Source organism: Bacillus sp. FSL M8-0277 (assembly GCF_037975305.1).
Lineage (GTDB): Bacteria > Bacillota > Bacilli > Bacillales > Bacillaceae > Bacillus > Bacillus pumilus.
This window is the reverse complement of record NZ_CP150255.1, coordinates 128,671-145,158: the sequence shown is the minus strand read 5'-3', so window position 1 is coordinate 145,158 and position 16,488 is coordinate 128,671. Positions and strand designations below refer to the sequence as shown.

General features: G+C 42.4%; 22 protein-coding genes. All 22 read right to left on the bottom strand.

The window, feature by feature from the left end:
* Nucleotides 1-20: 20 nt before the first annotated feature.
* Entirely contained in the window at nucleotides 21-206 is a 186-nt protein-coding gene (gene rpsN, locus MKZ05_RS00800) for a 30S ribosomal protein S14 (RefSeq protein WP_008356542.1), read from the bottom strand.
* A gap of 22 nt (nucleotides 207-228) precedes the next feature.
* Complete coding sequence (gene rplE, locus MKZ05_RS00795; RefSeq protein WP_003217159.1) at nucleotides 229-768, bottom strand: 50S ribosomal protein L5; 540 nt, start codon at nucleotides 766-768, stop codon at nucleotides 229-231.
* A 25-nt stretch (nucleotides 769-793) separates the two neighbouring features.
* The gene (gene rplX / locus MKZ05_RS00790) at nucleotides 794-1,105 is read right to left on the bottom strand and encodes a 50S ribosomal protein L24 (protein ID WP_003217151.1); all 312 of its coding nucleotides are present in this window, start codon (nucleotides 1,103-1,105) and stop codon (nucleotides 794-796) included.
* A 35-nt stretch (nucleotides 1,106-1,140) separates the two neighbouring features.
* The gene (gene rplN / locus MKZ05_RS00785; protein ID WP_003216882.1) at nucleotides 1,141-1,509 is read right to left on the bottom strand and encodes a 50S ribosomal protein L14; all 369 of its coding nucleotides are present in this window, start codon (nucleotides 1,507-1,509) and stop codon (nucleotides 1,141-1,143) included.
* 39 nt (nucleotides 1,510-1,548) lie between these two features.
* Complete coding sequence (rpsQ, locus tag MKZ05_RS00780) at nucleotides 1,549-1,812, bottom strand: 30S ribosomal protein S17 (RefSeq protein WP_003216906.1); 264 nt, start codon at nucleotides 1,810-1,812, stop codon at nucleotides 1,549-1,551.
* A gap of 25 nt (nucleotides 1,813-1,837) precedes the next feature.
* Nucleotides 1,838-2,038: a 50S ribosomal protein L29 gene (gene rpmC / locus MKZ05_RS00775; RefSeq protein ID WP_003217155.1), complete on the bottom strand. Its 201-nt coding sequence runs from the start codon at nucleotides 2,036-2,038 to the stop codon at nucleotides 1,838-1,840.
* Nucleotides 2,028-2,462, bottom strand: a complete 435-nt coding sequence (gene rplP, locus MKZ05_RS00770) for a 50S ribosomal protein L16 (RefSeq protein ID WP_003217039.1) — start codon at nucleotides 2,460-2,462, stop codon at nucleotides 2,028-2,030. The genes rpmC and rplP overlap by 11 nt, the downstream gene beginning before the upstream one ends.
* A 1-nt stretch (nucleotide 2,463) precedes the next feature.
* Nucleotides 2,464-3,120, bottom strand: a complete 657-nt coding sequence (gene rpsC, locus MKZ05_RS00765; RefSeq protein WP_003217241.1) for a 30S ribosomal protein S3 — start codon at nucleotides 3,118-3,120, stop codon at nucleotides 2,464-2,466.
* A gap of 3 nt (nucleotides 3,121-3,123) precedes the next feature.
* Complete coding sequence (rplV, locus tag MKZ05_RS00760; RefSeq protein ID WP_007496316.1) at nucleotides 3,124-3,465, bottom strand: 50S ribosomal protein L22; 342 nt, start codon at nucleotides 3,463-3,465, stop codon at nucleotides 3,124-3,126.
* 17 nt (nucleotides 3,466-3,482) lie between these two features.
* Nucleotides 3,483-3,761, bottom strand: a complete 279-nt coding sequence (gene rpsS, locus MKZ05_RS00755; protein WP_003216920.1) for a 30S ribosomal protein S19 — start codon at nucleotides 3,759-3,761, stop codon at nucleotides 3,483-3,485.
* A gap of 57 nt (nucleotides 3,762-3,818) precedes the next feature.
* On the bottom strand, nucleotides 3,819-4,652 hold the full coding sequence (gene rplB, locus MKZ05_RS00750) for a 50S ribosomal protein L2 (RefSeq protein ID WP_003217065.1): 834 nt from the start codon (nucleotides 4,650-4,652) through the stop codon (nucleotides 3,819-3,821).
* Between the two features lie 28 nt (nucleotides 4,653-4,680).
* Nucleotides 4,681-4,968: a 50S ribosomal protein L23 gene (gene rplW, locus MKZ05_RS00745; RefSeq protein ID WP_003217016.1), complete on the bottom strand. Its 288-nt coding sequence runs from the start codon at nucleotides 4,966-4,968 to the stop codon at nucleotides 4,681-4,683.
* Nucleotides 4,968-5,591: a 50S ribosomal protein L4 gene (gene rplD, locus MKZ05_RS00740; protein ID WP_003217216.1), complete on the bottom strand. Its 624-nt coding sequence runs from the start codon at nucleotides 5,589-5,591 to the stop codon at nucleotides 4,968-4,970. Before rplD ends, rplW begins: the two co-directional genes overlap by 1 nt.
* Before the next feature lie 27 nt (nucleotides 5,592-5,618).
* Complete coding sequence (rplC, locus tag MKZ05_RS00735; protein ID WP_003217069.1) at nucleotides 5,619-6,248, bottom strand: 50S ribosomal protein L3; 630 nt, start codon at nucleotides 6,246-6,248, stop codon at nucleotides 5,619-5,621.
* A 37-nt stretch (nucleotides 6,249-6,285) separates the two neighbouring features.
* Nucleotides 6,286-6,594 (bottom strand): 30S ribosomal protein S10, encoded by a 309-nt coding sequence (gene rpsJ / locus MKZ05_RS00730; protein WP_003156464.1) that lies wholly within the window; start codon nucleotides 6,592-6,594, stop codon nucleotides 6,286-6,288.
* A 218-nt stretch (nucleotides 6,595-6,812) separates the two neighbouring features.
* Nucleotides 6,813-7,772 carry an alpha/beta hydrolase gene (locus MKZ05_RS00725; RefSeq protein WP_339160948.1) on the bottom strand — a complete coding sequence of 320 codons (960 nt, stop codon included), beginning with the start codon at nucleotides 7,770-7,772 and terminating at the stop codon, nucleotides 6,813-6,815.
* A 109-nt stretch (nucleotides 7,773-7,881) separates the two neighbouring features.
* Entirely contained in the window at nucleotides 7,882-9,072 is a 1,191-nt protein-coding gene (gene tuf, locus MKZ05_RS00720; RefSeq protein WP_003217109.1) for an elongation factor Tu, read from the bottom strand.
* Between the two features lie 118 nt (nucleotides 9,073-9,190).
* A complete protein-coding gene (gene fusA / locus MKZ05_RS00715; protein WP_050945820.1) occupies nucleotides 9,191-11,269 on the bottom strand; it encodes an elongation factor G in 2,079 nt (692 codons plus the stop codon).
* 54 nt (nucleotides 11,270-11,323) lie between these two features.
* A complete protein-coding gene (gene rpsG, locus MKZ05_RS00710; RefSeq protein ID WP_003216884.1) occupies nucleotides 11,324-11,794 on the bottom strand; it encodes a 30S ribosomal protein S7 in 471 nt (156 codons plus the stop codon).
* A gap of 120 nt (nucleotides 11,795-11,914) precedes the next feature.
* Nucleotides 11,915-12,334, bottom strand: coding sequence for a 30S ribosomal protein S12 (rpsL, locus tag MKZ05_RS00705; protein ID WP_003216962.1), 420 nt, complete (start codon nucleotides 12,332-12,334; stop codon nucleotides 11,915-11,917).
* Nucleotides 12,335-12,446: 112 nt separating this feature from the next.
* Nucleotides 12,447-12,695, bottom strand: coding sequence for a 50S ribosomal protein L7ae-like protein (locus MKZ05_RS00700; protein ID WP_003216985.1), 249 nt, complete (start codon nucleotides 12,693-12,695; stop codon nucleotides 12,447-12,449).
* 145 nt (nucleotides 12,696-12,840) lie between these two features.
* Nucleotides 12,841-16,440 carry a DNA-directed RNA polymerase subunit beta' gene (gene rpoC / locus MKZ05_RS00695; RefSeq protein WP_050945821.1) on the bottom strand — a complete coding sequence of 1,200 codons (3,600 nt, stop codon included), beginning with the start codon at nucleotides 16,438-16,440 and terminating at the stop codon, nucleotides 12,841-12,843.
* Nucleotides 16,441-16,488 lie beyond the last annotated feature (48 nt).

Below are 16,488 nucleotides of genomic sequence, written 5' to 3'. Positions count from 1 at the left end.
CTCCTTCCCATTTATGGGGATTACCAGCTGGCTTTTTTAACGCCAGGAATTTGTCCTTTATATGCAAGTTCGCGGAAACAAATACGGCAAAGTTTAAACTTGCGAATTACTGAATGTGGACGTCCACAACGTTCGCAGCGCGTATACTCTTGAACTTTAAACTTTTGTTTGCGTTGTTGTTTCGCAATCATAGACTTTTTAGCCACGATTTCGCCTCCCTTTCATTGATTATTTCTGGAACGGCATACCTACTTGAGTTAATAACTCACGTGCTTCTTCGTCCGTATTGGCAGTCGTAACGATAACGATATCCATACCGCGGACTTTTGTTACTTTATCGTAATCAATTTCTGGGAAGATTAACTGTTCTTTAATACCAAGCGTGTAGTTTCCACGACCGTCGAAAGATTTCTTAGAAATCCCGCGGAAGTCACGTACACGTGGTAAAGATACAGAAATAAGTTTATCAAGGAAATCGTACATGCGCTCTCCGCGAAGTGTTACTTTCGCACCGATTGGCATTCCTTCACGTAGACGGAATCCAGCAATAGATTTCTTCGCACGAGTAACGACAGGTTTTTGACCAGCGATAAACGTTAATTCTTCAACAGCAGTATCGATTGCTTTAGCGTTTTGAACGGCGTCACCAACACCCATGTTGATCACGATTTTTTCGATTTTTGGCACTTGCATTACTGATTTGTATTCAAACTTAGAAACTAATGCAGGTGTAATTTCTTTTACATACTTTTCTTTAAGGCGGTTCATGAGAAAGACCTCCCTTCCTTATTTACTATTTATCTAGAACTTGCCCAGATTTTTTCGCTACACGGACTTTCTTTCCGTCCTCAACTTTATACCCAACACGTGTCACTTCACCCGTTTTAGGATCAAGCGGCATTACGTTTGATACGTGGATCGGCGCTTCTTGTTCAGAAATTCCGCCCTGAGGGTTAGCTTGGGTTGGTTTAGAGTGTTTTTTCACAAGGTTAATACCTTCTACTAAAACACGGTCATTCTTAGGGAAAGCAGCAAGGATGACTCCTTGTTTACCTTTATCTTTACCAGAGATAACCACTACTTTATCGCCCTTTTTAACATGCATTTAATCGCACCTCCTTGAGTCGCGGATTGTATTCATTAAAGTACTTCTGGTGCTAGAGAAACAATTTTCATATAGTTGTTTTCACGAAGTTCACGTGCTACTGGTCCGAAGATACGAGTTCCACGTGGGCTCTTGTCGTCACGGATAATGACACATGCATTTTCATCGAAGCTGATGTAAGATCCATCGTTTCTGCGAGCTCCGCTCTTTGTACGAACGATAACTGCTTTCACAACTTCACCTTTTTTGACAACGCCTCCTGGTGTTGCTTGTTTAACCGTACAAACAATGACATCACCGATGTTAGCCGTCTTACGTCCAGAGCCACCAAGAACTTTAATCGTTAGTACTTCGCGTGCGCCAGAGTTGTCAGCTACTTTTAAACGAGTCTCCTGTTGAATCATTAATGTTACCTCCTTTCGGAAAAAGAAATCCGAACTTTATTAGATAATAACGGCTTCTTCGACAACTTCAACTAGACGAAAGCGTTTAGTCGCAGATAAAGGACGAGTTTCCATGACCTTTACGATGTCTCCGATTTTTGCTTGGTTGTTTTCATCATGTGCTTTGAACTTTTTAGAGTATCTTACACGTTTGCCATAAAGTGAATGCTTTTTGTATGTTTCAACTACAACAGTGATGGTTTTATCCATTTTGTCAGAAACAACACGACCTTGATACACTTTACGTTGGTTACGTTCGCTCATGTTTGCGGGGCCTCCCCTCTAATTATTATTTATTAGCAGCGATTTCTCTTTGACGAATCACAGTTTTCATGCGTGCGATTGATTTACGCACTTCACGAATGCGAGCAGTGTTTTCAAGCTGCCCAGTCGCTAATTGGAAACGAAGATTGAAAAGTTCTTCTTTAAGAGACTTTACTTTTTGTTCAATTTCAGCAGTGGTAAGGTCACGAATTTCATTAGCTTTCATTTGATTCACCACCAATTTCTTCACGTTTTACGAACTTCGTTTTAATTGGCAATTTGTGAGATGCAAGACGAAGAGCTTCACGAGCAACTTCTTCAGACACACCAGAAATTTCAAATAAAACTTTGCCTGGTTTTACTACAGCCACCCATCCTTCTGGAGCACCTTTACCGGAACCCATGCGGACCTCTAGAGGTTTAGCTGTGTATGGCTTAGAAGGGAAAATTTTAATCCAAACTTTACCGCCACGTTTCATGTAACGAGTCATAGCAATACGAGCAGCTTCGATTTGACGGTTCGTGATCCAAGAAGCTTCTTGAGCTTGGATACCGTACTCACCGAAATGTACTTCAGTACCACCTTTTGCACGTCCACGCATTTTTCCACGATGTTCTCTGCGATACTTCACGCGTTTTGGCAATAACATATTATTTTCCTCCTTCCGCAGTATTCTTCTTAGTTGGAAGGACTTCTCCACGATAGATCCATACTTTTACGCCAAGCTTACCATAAGTAGTGTCAGCTTCAGCAGTAGCATAGTCGATGTCAGCACGAAGTGTGTGCAACGGAACAGTACCTTCACTGTAATATTCAGAACGAGCAATATCTGCACCGCCAAGACGACCAGAAACCATTGTTTTGATTCCTTGTGCTCCAGCACGCATTGTGCGTTGGATTGTTTGTTTTTGTGCACGACGGAATGAAATACGATTTTCAAGTTGACGAGCGATGTTTTCAGCAACTAGCTGAGCATCAAGATCTGCTCTTTTGATTTCAAGGATGTTGATGTGTACACGTTTGCCAGTTAGGCTGTTAAGAGCTTTACGAAGTGCTTCAACTTCAGATCCGCCTTTACCAATTACCATACCTGGTTTAGCCGTGTGGATTGTGATATTTACGCGGTTTGCAGCACGTTCGATTTCTACTTTAGAAACAGACGCGTCAGACAAACGCTTGCTGATGAATTCACGGATTTTCAAGTCTTCATGTAAGAAGTCAGCGTAATCTTTTCCTGCGAACCATTTAGATTCCCAATCACGAATGACGCCAATACGAAGACCTACTGGATTTACCTTTTGACCCACGGATTATCCCTCCTTCTTTTCTGATACAACGATTGTAATGTGGCTAGTACGTTTGTTAATTGCGCTCGCACGACCCATAGCACGTGGACGGAATCTCTTAAGTGTTGGACCTTCGTCAACGAATGCTTGAGTAATCACTAGGCTGTTAGCGTCCAACTCGTAGTTGTGCTCAGCGTTTGCGATAGCAGATTTTAATACTTTTTCAATAATTGGTGAAGCAGCCTTAGGTGTAAGGTTTAAGATAGAAACTGCTTCTCCTACTTGCTTACCTCGGATCAGGTCCATTACTAGACGTGCTTTACGAGGAGCAATACGGACTGTTCTTGCGACAGCTTTAGCTTGCATTTAAAAGCCTCCTCTCATTAGCGTCTTGTTTTTTTATCGTCACTAGCATGACCTTTGTAAGTACGGCTTGGTGCGAATTCGCCCAATTTGTGACCTACCATATCTTCAGAAATGAAAACAGGTACATGTTTGCGTCCGTCATAGACAGCGATTGTGTGACCGATGAATTGTGGGAAAATTGTAGAACGACGAGACCAAGTTTTTACGACTTGCTTTTTGTCAGTTTCATTCAATTTCTCGACTTTAGCCATCAAATGATCATCAACAAATGGTCCTTTTTTTAAGCTGCGAGCCATTGTGGAACCTCCCTTCGTGATTGAACTACGGTCCTAAATGAACCGTAGACAACCCCGTTACTTGTTTTTACGACGACGTACAATGAATTTATCAGACTTGTTGGTTTTCTTACGAGTCTTGAATCCAAGAGTCGGTTTACCCCATGGAGACATTGGTGATTTACGTCCGATTGGAGCACGTCCTTCACCACCACCGTGTGGGTGATCGTTAGGGTTCATTACAGAACCACGAACTGTTGGGCGTACGCCTTTCCAGCGTGAACGTCCAGCTTTACCGATGTTAATTAATTCGTGTTGCTCGTTTCCAACTTGACCGATAGTCGCACGGCAAGCAGAAAGAATCATACGAACTTCTCCTGAGTTCAAACGTACAAGAACGTATTTACCTTCTTTACCAAGAACTTGAGCAGAAGTACCAGCAGAACGAACTAATTGTCCACCTTTACCTGGTTTTAATTCAATGTTATGCACAACTGTACCAACTGGGATGTTGATAAGTGGAAGAGCATTACCTGGTTTGATGTCAGATTCTGGTCCAGAAGTAACTTCAGTACCAACTTGGATTCCTTTCGGAGCAAGAATGTAACGTTTCTCACCATCTGCATAGTTTACAAGAGCGATGTTCGCTGAACGGTTTGGATCATACTCGATTGTAGCAACGCGTCCAGGTATACCGTCTTTATCACGTTTAAAGTCGATGATACGGTATTGACGTTTATGACCGCCACCTTGATGACGAACAGTCATTCTACCTTGGTTGTTACGTCCGCCTTTTCTGTGAAGCGGCGCAAGCAACGATTTTTCTGGTTTGTCAGTCGTGATTTCAGCAAAATCTGAAGTAGTCATGCCACGACGACCATTACTGGTTGGTTTATACTTTTTAATCGCCATTTTGAATTTCCCTCCTTCTTTTTAAGATTTACGCTTCAAAAATTTCGATTTCTTTGCTGTCAGCTGTTAATTTCACGATCGCTTTTCTGCGACGGCTAGTCATACCAGTGTAGCGTCCAACGCGTTTAGATTTCCCTTTGTAATTTTGAACGTTGACTTTCTCAACTTTCACTCCAAAGATTTCTTCAACAGCGTCTTTCACTTCTGTTTTGTTAGCTCTGACATCAACTTCGAACGTGTACTTCTTCTCTGTCATTAGATCAGCAGAACGTTCAGTAATGATAGGGCGCTTTAGAACATCACGAGGATCTTTCATTATGCAAGTCCCTCCTCTACTTTTTCAACCGCTGCTTTAGTGATCAGAAGTTTCTCGTGGTTGACAACGTCAAGAACGTTGATACCGTTAGCTTCAACAACTGTTACTCCAGGGATGTTACGAGCAGATAAAGCAACTGTTTCGTTTGCATCCGCAGTGACGATCAACGCTTTCTTCTCGACAGATAATCCTTTAAGGATGCCTGCGAATTCTTTCGTTTTCACTGCATCAAGAGTCAGATCTTCAAGAACGATGATGTTGTTGTCGATTACTTTAGAAGACAATACTGACTTGATAGCCAAGCGGCGAACTTTTTTAGGTAATTTATAAGAATAGCTGCGTGGTGTTGGACCGAATACGATACCGCCTCCGCGCCATTGTGGTGAACGGATAGAACCTTGACGAGCACGACCAGTACCCTTCTGTCTCCAAGGCTTACGACCTCCGCCACGTACTTCAGAACGAGTTTTTACTTTGTGAGTTCCTTGACGTAAGGAAGCTCTTTGCATAAGAATAGCATCGAATACTACGCTTTCGTTTGGCTCGATTCCAAACACAGAAGCGTTTAATTCGATTTCACCGTTAGTAGAACCGTTTTGGTTAAATAATGCTACTTTTGGCATGACTTGTTTCCTCCTTTCCTAAGAGAGTTATTTAGATTTAACTGCACTCTTTACAGTTACTAGAGATTTTTTAGCTCCTGGTACATTTCCTTTGATCAATAGAAGATTGCGTTCTGCATCAACTTTAACGATCTCAAGGTTTTGGACAGTGATTTGCTCTCCGCCCATACGACCTGGAAGAAGTTTACCTTTGAATACTCGGTTTGGATCAACAGGTCCCATTGAACCAGGACGACGGTGGTAACGTGAACCGTGAGTCATTGGTCCGCGTGATTGTCCGTGGCGCTTGATAGCCCCTTGGAATCCTTTACCTTTTGATGTTCCTGTTACATCTACGATATCTCCATTTGCGAAAATATCAACTTTGACTTCCTGACCAACTTCATACGCATCTAACTCCGCACCGCGTAATTCTTTTACGAAGCGCTTAGGAGCAGTTTCCGCTTTAGCAACGTGGCCCTTCTCTGGTTTGTTAGAAAGCTTTTCACGTTTGTCGTCAAAACCGATTTGGATTGCTTCATAGCCATCCGTGTCAGCAGTCTTCTTTTGAAGAACAACGTTAGCAGCAGCCTCAACAACAGTTACAGGGATAAGATCACCGTTTTCTGCGAATACTTGCGTCATACCAATTTTTCTACCTAAGATTCCTTTGGTCATTAGTCACACCTCCTATAATATGTGTTTTCTATTTGAATTAAAGTTTGATTTCGATATCTACACCAGATGGTAAATCTAAACGCATAAGTGCATCAACTGTTTGTGGAGTTGGATTCACGATGTCGATTAGACGTTTGTGAGTACGCATCTCAAATTGCTCACGAGAATCTTTGTACTTATGCACCGCACGAAGGATTGTGTAAACTGATTTTTCAGTTGGAAGCGGGATTGGACCAGATACACTAGCACCAGAACGCTTAGCCGTTTCAACAATCTTCTCAGCAGATTGATCAAGAATTCTATGATCATATGCTTTTAAACGAATACGAATTTTTTGTTTTGCCATTATTTTCCCTCCTTTTCGCCTACTTACGTTAGACAGTTCTCCGTGAGAAAAACCTGATCACCTTGCCATGGCAAAGCGGCCGGGTGTGTCAGCAACCTCTCACTTCATCGCAGTCAAAGACCAACATGCACTATTGTACCAAATTGGCCTGCGTGTTGCAATAATAAATCGGATAAATTTATGATTTGCACACTTTTCATATTATACAGGGGTTCAGCCTATAAATCAAGCTTTCCCTGAAGATGATGTACAGCCGTCTTTTTTATGGTACGAATAAATTCTTCTGGTTCTTCTAGATGCGGGGAATGTGCAGATTCTTTAAAGGTGAACCATTCTTTGACTGGTGCTGTTAATTGCTCAACATAAGGTTTTGATACAGCAGCTGGTGTAATCATGTCATATTCACCAATGATAAAGTAACAAGGTATTAATATAGTAGAAACTCGGTATTCAATGCTCTCATTCATCAATTCATCCCATAGCATGTCCTGACTAAGCTTCTGTCCTTTAAGGAAATTCCACTTATCTTTGAGCTGATATTCCTTACTAAAAAGAAACCCGCGTAGCATTTGAATCAGCGGCTTCCACCTATGTGTGAGACCTACGCTTCCGAGCTCTTTATATAGAGAGAACAGAGCATGAGCTGATATTCGTTTCCACGGAGGAGGCGTCAGTAATCGCAGGCACCAAGTAAACAACCGATTTCGTTCGCATTTCTCTAAAAGAAGCTTGTATGACACAATATCTTCTTTTATTACATCTACTACCTGACTAATTCCATAATAAGCGTGATATAGATCTGGGCGCTTATGTACTGCTTGTATGGCGATTAATGACCCCCATGAATATCCGGCGATGTACAATTTTGATTGACCTAGATATGAAAGGACTTTCTCTGTCAGTTCAATCGTATCTTCAATAAATTGCTGAATGGTCATGGAAGTATTGGGGAGGTTCTTCTGATAGGAAAGTCCCGCGCCTCGCTGATCCCAATGAACAACTGTAAAATCTCGATTAAGTTCCTCATGAAATGAGTCGATATAGCTGATTTGAGCGGAGCCGGGCCCACCGTGTAAAAATAATAGAACAGGCTTCGCTTCACTTGTGTGATCTTCTTTGATCATAATCCATTGGTCAACCCCGCCGATTAACCATTTCTTCAAATATGTCTTCGCCATTCCAGTGATCCTCTCGGTTCCATTTAGATTCTATAGCTTATAGTAGCCGTTCTGATCTGGAAAAGCAAAAAAAGAGACCCTTTTGCAAGGAGTCTCTTTTATATGTTTATTACTTAATGATATTTGAAACGACGCCAGAACCTACAGTACGTCCACCCTCACGGATAGAGAAACGAGTTCCTTCTTCGATAGCGATAGTAGAGATAAGTTCAACTTCCATCTCAGTGTTATCGCCAGGCATAACCATTTCAGTACCTTCTGGAAGATGTACGATACCAGTTACGTCAGTTGTACGGAAGTAGAACTGCGGACGGTAGTTAGCGAAGAATGGAGTGTGACGTCCACCCTCTTCTTTAGAAAGTACATAAACTTCAGCTTTGAAACGGCTATGTGGAGTGATTGTACCTGGTTTAGCAAGTACTTGACCACGTTGGATATCTTCACGAGATACACCACGAAGTAGTGCACCGATGTTGTCACCAGCTTCAGCATAGTCAAGAAGTTTACGGAACATTTCAACACCTGTAACAGTTGTTTTACCATTGTCTTCTTGAAGACCGATGATTTCAACTTCGTCACCGACTTTAACTTGTCCACGCTCAACACGACCAGTAGCAACAGTTCCACGACCAGTGATTGAGAATACATCCTCAACTGGCATCATGAATGGCTTCTCAATGTCACGTTCTGGAGTTGGGATGTACTCATCAACCGCATCCATAAGTTCAAAGATTTTTGCTTCGTAATCAGCATCTCCTTCAAGAGCTTTAAGAGCAGAACCTTTGATAACTGGAACATCATCACCAGGGAAGTCATAGTCAGAAAGAAGGTCACGAACTTCCATTTCAACAAGTTCAAGTAACTCTTCATCGTCAACCATGTCACATTTGTTAAGGAATACTACGATGTATGGTACACCTACGTTACGAGAAAGTAGGATGTGCTCACGTGTTTGTGGCATTGGACCATCAGCAGCAGATACTACTAAGATCGCGCCGTCCATTTGAGCAGCACCAGTGATCATGTTTTTAACGTAGTCAGCGTGTCCTGGGCAGTCTACGTGTGCATAGTGACGAGTGTCTGTTTCATACTCGACGTGTGAAGTTGAGATTGTGATTCCACGCTCGCGCTCTTCTGGAGCACCATCGATTTGGTCATATCCCATAGCTGATCCTTTACCAGACTTCTTATGAAGAACTGTTGAGATAGCAGCAGTTAGAGTTGTTTTACCATGGTCAACGTGTCCAATTGTACCAATGTTAGCATGCGATTTGGAACGGTCGAATTTTTCTTTAGCCATTCTAAAAATCCTCCTTAAAGGTTCATTGTATTTGGTATAGAGTGATAGAAAGTGAAGAGTTACCTCTCACTTTCTGATCTTCAATAGTAGTTATACTTTAGTTTAAAGGCAAAATCAATTATTCACCTTTATTTTTTTTGATGATTTCTTCACTGATGCTCTTAGGCACTTCTTCGTAGTGATCCATGTGCATAGTGAAAGTACCGCGTCCTTGTGTGTTAGAACGGAGTGAAGTTGCATATCCGAACATTTCAGAAAGTGGAACCATTGCGCGAACAACTTGAGCGTTACCGCGAGCTTCCATACCTTCTACACGTCCACGACGAGATGTGATATCACCCATGATGTCTCCCATGTATTCTTCAGGGATAACGACTTCCACTTTCATCATTGGCTCAAGTAGAACTGGGTTACATTTGCTGACAGCATTTTTCAACGCCATAGATGCAGCAATTTTAAACGCCATTTCGTTCGAGTCAACATCGTGGTATGATCCATCAAATAATTTAGCTTTGATGTCGATTAATGGGAATCCAGCTAATACACCATTTTCAAGTGAATCTTCAAGACCTGCTTGAATAGCTGGAATGTATTCACGAGGAACAACCCCACCAACGATTGCATTTTGGAATTCGAAGCCTGCGCCTTCTTCGTTTGGTTCGAATTCGATCCAAACGTGTCCGAACTGACCACGTCCACCAGACTGACGTACGAATTTACCTTCAACTTTTGCACCAGAACGGAATGTTTCACGGTACGCAACTTGAGGAGCACCTACGTTAGCTTCAACCTTGAACTCACGCTTCATACGGTCAACAATGATATCAAGGTGAAGCTCACCCATACCAGAGATGATCGTTTGACCAGTTTCAGGGTTTGTTTGTGTACGGAATGTTGGATCCTCTTCAGCTAGTTTAGCTAAAGCGATACCCATTTTATCTTGGTCAGCTTTTGATTTAGGCTCGATTGCTACATCGATAACTGGCTCTGGGAATTCCATAGACTCAAGGATAACAGTATCTTTCTCGTCACAAAGAGTGTCACCAGTAGATGTATCTTTAAGACCAACAGCTGCTGCGATATCTCCTGCATATACAGTAGAGATTTCTTCACGGCTGTTTGCGTGCATTTGAAGGATACGTCCAACACGCTCACGCTTGTTCTTAGAAGAGTTCTTCACGTATGAACCTGAAGCAAGTGTTCCAGAGTATACGCGGAAGAAAGTAAGTTTCCCAACATAAGGGTCAGTCATAACTTTAAATGCAAGAGCTGCGAATGGTGCGTCATCAGTAGACTCACGAACAACCTCTTCATTTGAATCTGGCAGGATACCTTTGATTGCAGCAACATCAGTTGGTGCAGGAAGGTAATCAAGCACAGCATCAAGTACAAGCTGAACACCTTTGTTTTTGAAAGCAGATCCAACAAGAACTGGGTAGAATTCAACATTCAACGTTCCTTTACGGATTGCAGCTTTCAATTCAGGAATTGTAATTTCTTCACCCTCAAGGTATTTTTCCATAAGCTCTTCATCAAGCTCAGCGACAGCTTCAATAAGGCTGTTGCGAAGCTCTTCAGCTTTGTCTTTATACTCAGCAGGGATTTCTTGTGCATCAGAGCGAGTTCCAAGGTCATCTTCGTAGAAGTATGCTACGTTATCTACAAGGTCGATGATTCCTTCGAATTGATCTTCAGCGCCGATCGGCAATTGAATTGCATGAGCGTTCGCTTGAAGACGATCTCTTAATGTGCCTACAGAGTAAAGGAAGTCCGCACCGGTTTTATCCATTTTGTTAACGAATACGATACGAGGTACTCCGTAAGTTGTTGCTTGGCGCCAAACTGTTTCAGTTTGTGGCTCTACACCTGATTGTGCATCAAGAACTGCTACCGCACCATCAAGTACACGTAAAGAACGTTCAACTTCAACAGTGAAGTCTACGTGTCCTGGTGTATCGATGATGTTTACACGGTAACCTTTCCATTGTGCTGTAGTAGCAGCAGAAGTGATTGTAATACCACGTTCTTGCTCCTGCTCCATCCAGTCCATTTGGGAAGCTCCTTCGTGAGTTTCACCAATTTTATGGATACGACCAGTGTAGTATAAGATACGCTCAGTCGTTGTCGTTTTACCAGCATCGATGTGAGCCATGATACCAATATTACGAGTTTTGTCTAAGGAGAACTCTCTTGCCATTGGGTAATTTCTCCTTCCTTATTAGGGAATAGTTTTTTTAGTTTGGTATAAATCCTACCAGCGGTAGTGAGCGAATGCTTTGTTCGCTTCTGCCATTTTGTGTGTATCTTCACGTTTCTTAACAGCAGCACCAGTGTTGTTAGCTGCGTCAAGGATTTCGTTAGCAAGACGCTCTTCCATCGTTTTTTCTCCACGAAGACGAGCGTAGTTTACTAACCAGCGAAGACCTAAAGTAGTACGACGGTCTGGGCGAACTTCTACAGGAACTTGGTAGTTAGCTCCACCTACACGACGTGCTTTAACTTCAAGAACTGGCATGATGTTTTTCAAGGCTTGTTCGAAAACCTCCATCGCTTCATTACCAGTACGTTCTTTGATGATATCAAATGACTTGTAGAGAATTGTTTGTGACTTTCCTCTTTTACCGTCGATCATCATTTTGTTGATCAAACGAGATACAAGTTTAGAATTGTAAATTGGATCTGGCAATACGTCTCTTTTTGCTACAGGACCTTTACGTGGCATCTGATAGCCTCCCTTCTCATTTAAAAGGATTTCTATCTGTCTCTCATCTCAATATCATTGTCAGTTGCCTGACTCCACTGATTTGATATCAACTTCTAAAAACCCTTATGTTTGTTTGTATTATTTACTTTGTTTAGGGCGTTTTGTTCCGTATTTAGAACGTCCTTGCATACGACCGTCAACTCCGGCAGTATCAAGCGCACCACGAACGATGTGGTAACGTACACCCGGTAAGTCTTTTACACGTCCGCCACGGATAAGTACTACACTGTGCTCTTGTAGATTATGTCCGATACCAGGAATGTAAGCTGTTACCTCAATCAGGTTAGACAAACGTACACGAGCATATTTACGTAGTGCTGAGTTTGGTTTTTTCGGTGTCATTGTGCCGACACGAGTACAAACCCCGCGCTTCTGTGGAGATGTTACGTTAGTGTGCTCTTTTTTGAAACTGTTGTATCCTTTGTTAAGTGCAGGAGACTTTGAGTTTTCAACTTTACTCACGCGTCCTTTGCGTATTAGCTGATTAATTGTAGGCATGTTGTTATTCCTCCCTTCGTTGCTTTTTTTATAACCCACATACCCAGGTGGTTCATTAAAAGGCAAAAAACAATGCTTTTGCATTTACACATGCAAAAACAAAACAAGTACGCTATAACATAATGGCAACAGCTGCTGCCCCAACTTCAATTCCGCAGGCTTTGCCGAGCTTTTTCATGGAATCTACCACTAAAATGTCTACACCCTTCTCTTGCGCTAGTTTTGTTACACTAGCTGTTAAAGCAGGATCAGCATCTTTCGCTACGACGATTTCCTTTACTGAATCTCGTTTCAGAGCTTTTACTGTTTGCTTCGTACCAATAATAATGGATTGAGCCTGTGATACTTTATCATAAGACATCGAATATCCTCCAAAGTAACAGGTTTTATTTTGAGCACCTTGGTTATATTATCATCATGGCAGAAGGATGTCAATATCATATGACAGATTATCTTGACATCCTTCACCATTTTTTGATGATTTTATAGGAATCTCACGAGAAAGATTACTCTACAGGCACCATATCGTCAGACGGTTGCACTTGTGAAACCGGCTTAACTTTACGGTAGTTTGGCATTCCTGTTCCAGCTGGAACAAGTTTACCGATGATAACATTCTCTTTCAAGCCAAGCAGTTCATCACGTTTTCCTTTGATCGCCGCATCTGTTAGGACACGAGTCGTTTCTTGGAAGGATGCTGCAGACAAGAATGAGTCTGTTTCAAGCGATGCTTTTGTAATACCAAGAAGAACTGGGCGGCCTGTTGCAGGGCGCTTGCCTTCGAATAGTACTTTTTTGTTCGCTTCAGTGAATTGATGTACATCAAGAAGTGTGCCTGGTAATACATCTGTATCCCCTGCATCAGCGACACGCACTTTACGAAGCATTTGGCGAACCATTACCTCAACGTGCTTATCTCCGATTTCTACCCCTTGCATACGGTATACTTTTTGTACTTCATGAAGCAGATATTCTTGAACAGCTGTCATGTCAGTCACTTTAAGAAGTTCTTTCGGATCGATCGAACCTTCTGTCAGTACTTGACCACGAGTAACTTTGTCACCTTCAACAACTTTCAGACGTGCATTGTAAGGAGCTGTGTAAGAGCGAGTTTCAACGTCGCCTTGAACCACAATTTCCTGCTGCTTGTCACGAACATCGTTAATTTCAGCAACGACACCATCAATTTCAGAAATCGTCGCTTGCCCTTTCGGATTACGCGCTTCAAATAGCTCTTGGATACGAGGTAAACCTTGTGTGATATCGTCTCCTGCTACCCCACCGGTGTGGAACGTACGCATTGTAAGCTGTGTTCCTGGCTCACCGATTGATTGAGCAGCGATGATTCCAACTGCTTCACCGACTTCAACGTCAGTACCAGTTGCAAGGTTACGGCCGTAGCATCGTTTACATACACCATGAGGCGTGTTACATGTAAATGCAGAACGGATCCATACTTCCTCAATTCCTGCTTCAACTACTTCAAGTGCTTTATCTTCATCAATTAGTTCGTTTTCGCCAACAATGACTTCGCCCGTTTCAGGATGAACAATTGGTTTTCTTGCAAAACGTCCAATTAGACGTTCTTCAAGTTTCTCAATAATTTCATTTCCTTCTCTAATGGACTTTGCCAAGATACCACGGTCTGTACCGCAATCTGTTTCACGGATGATAACATCCTGTGCAACGTCGACGAGACGACGCGTGAGGTAACCTGAGTCAGCTGTTTTAAGGGCTGTATCGGCAAGACCTTTACGCGCTCCGTGAGTGGAAATAAAGTATTCCAATACGGTTAAACCTTCACGGAAACTAGATTTGATCGGAAGTTCAATGATACGTCCAGCCGGGTTGGCCATCAGACCACGCATACCAGCCAGCTGAGTGAAGTTAGATGCGTTACCACGCGCCCCAGAGTCACTCATCATGTAGATTGGGTTGACTTCATCAAGGGACTTCATCAGTTTACCTTGGATGACATCTTTAGAAGAACTCCAGATCGAAATGACTCTCTCGTAACGCTCTTCTTCAGTAATCAAACCACGTCTGAATTGCTTCATGACGTTATCTACTTTTGCTTGCGCTTCTTCGAGGATCTTCTGTTTATCATCTAATACGACGATATCAGACACCCCAACCGTAATACCCGCTTTAGTAGAGTATTTGAAACCAAGATTTTTCATGCGGTCAAGCATTTTAGATGTCTCAGTGATATGGAATCTCTTAAAGATTTCCGCAATGATTTTACCTAAAATACCTTTTTTGAACGGCGCATTGATTTCTTGTTTCTCAATCGCAGCTTTGACATCTTCACCTTTTTCAAGGAAGAAGCGGTCAGGCGTTTTTTCTTCAATATTGCTCTTTGTCGGCTCATTCATGTAAGGGAATGATTCCGGTAAGATTTCGTTAAAGATTAGTTTTCCAACTGTTGTAATCAACAATTTAGAACGCTGTTCATCAGTGAATGTCACATTCTTCAACGAGTTAGCTGCAACAGCTACACGTGTATGAAGATGCACATACCCATTTTGATAAGCTAGAAGGGCTTCGTTCGTATCTTTGAAGATCATACCTTCTCCGATAGCACCTTTACGCTCAAGTGTAAGGTAGTAGTTACCAAGCACCATATCCTGAGATGGCGTAACAACAGGTTTTCCATCTTTCGGGTTCAAAATGTTTTGAGCAGCAAGCATTAAGATACGAGCTTCAGCTTGAGCCTCAGCAGATAATGGTACGTGAACCGCCATTTGGTCACCGTCAAAGTCAGCGTTGTAGGCTGTACATACAAGTGGATGCAGACGAATTGCGCGTCCTTCCACAAGTGTAGGTTCAAACGCTTGAATACCAAGTCTGTGAAGAGTCGGTGCACGGTTTAGTAAGACTGGATGCTCACGAATCACTGATTCTAAAACATCCCATACTTCCGGCTGCACGCGCTCAATTTTACGCTTCGCACTCTTGATGTTGTGAGCTAAACCTTTTTCAACAAGCTCCTTCATCACGAATGGTTTGAATAATTCAAGAGCCATTTCTTTCGGAAGTCCACACTGATACATTTTCAAATGTGGTCCTACGACGATAACGGAACGTCCAGAATAGTCAACACGTTTACCAAGCAAGTTTTGACGGAAACGTCCTTGTTTCCCTTTCAGCATATGAGAAAGAGATTTCAATGGTCTGTTTCCTGGTCCTGTTACTGGTCGGCCTCTACGTCCATTATCAATCAAGGCATCGACAGCTTCTTGAAGCATACGCTTCTCGTTCTGAACGATGATGCTTGGCGCGCCAAGATCTAATAAACGTTTCAGACGATTGTTACGGTTGATGACACGACGATAAAGGTCGTTTAAGTCAGAAGTAGCAAAACGTCCACCATCAAGCTGAACCATTGGACGTAATTCTGGCGGAATAACCGGAAGTACATCAAGAATCATCCATGATGGTTTGTTTCCTGAGTTACGGAAGGCTTCTAGCACTTCAAGGCGTTTAATCGCACGAGTACGACGCTGTCCTTGAGCAGTTTTCAGCTCTTCTTTCAGTGCATCTACTTCTTTTACAAGATCGATATCTTGAAGAAGTTTATTGATTGCTTCTGCACCCATAGCTGCTTGGAATGTATTACCGTATTTATCTAAATAAGCACGGAATTCCTTCTCAGAAAGAAGTTGTTTCTTCTCAAGCGGTGTGTTGCCAGGATCTGTCACGACGTATGAAGCGAAGTAAATCACTTCTTCTAACGCACGTGGTGACATATCAAGAACAAGACCCATACGGCTTGGGATACCTTTGAAATACCAAATGTGGGAAACTGGGGCAGCCAGTTCGATATGCCCCATTCTCTCACGACGGACTTTTGCCCGTGTTACTTCTACACCACAACGGTCACATACAACACCCTTATAACGAACGCGTTTATACTTTCCACAATGACATTCCCAGTCTTTTTGTGGTCCGAAGATACGTTCACAAAAGAGACCATCTTTTTCAGGTTTCAGTGTACGATAGTTAATCGTTTCAGGCTTTTTCACTTCACCAAAAGACCAAGAACGGATTTTATCAGGTGATGCGAGACCGATGTTCATATACTCAAAATTGTTCACATCTAGCAAGGGGCCTACCTCCCTTTTAATCTTCGGGTTATACCCTAGTCACTTGCT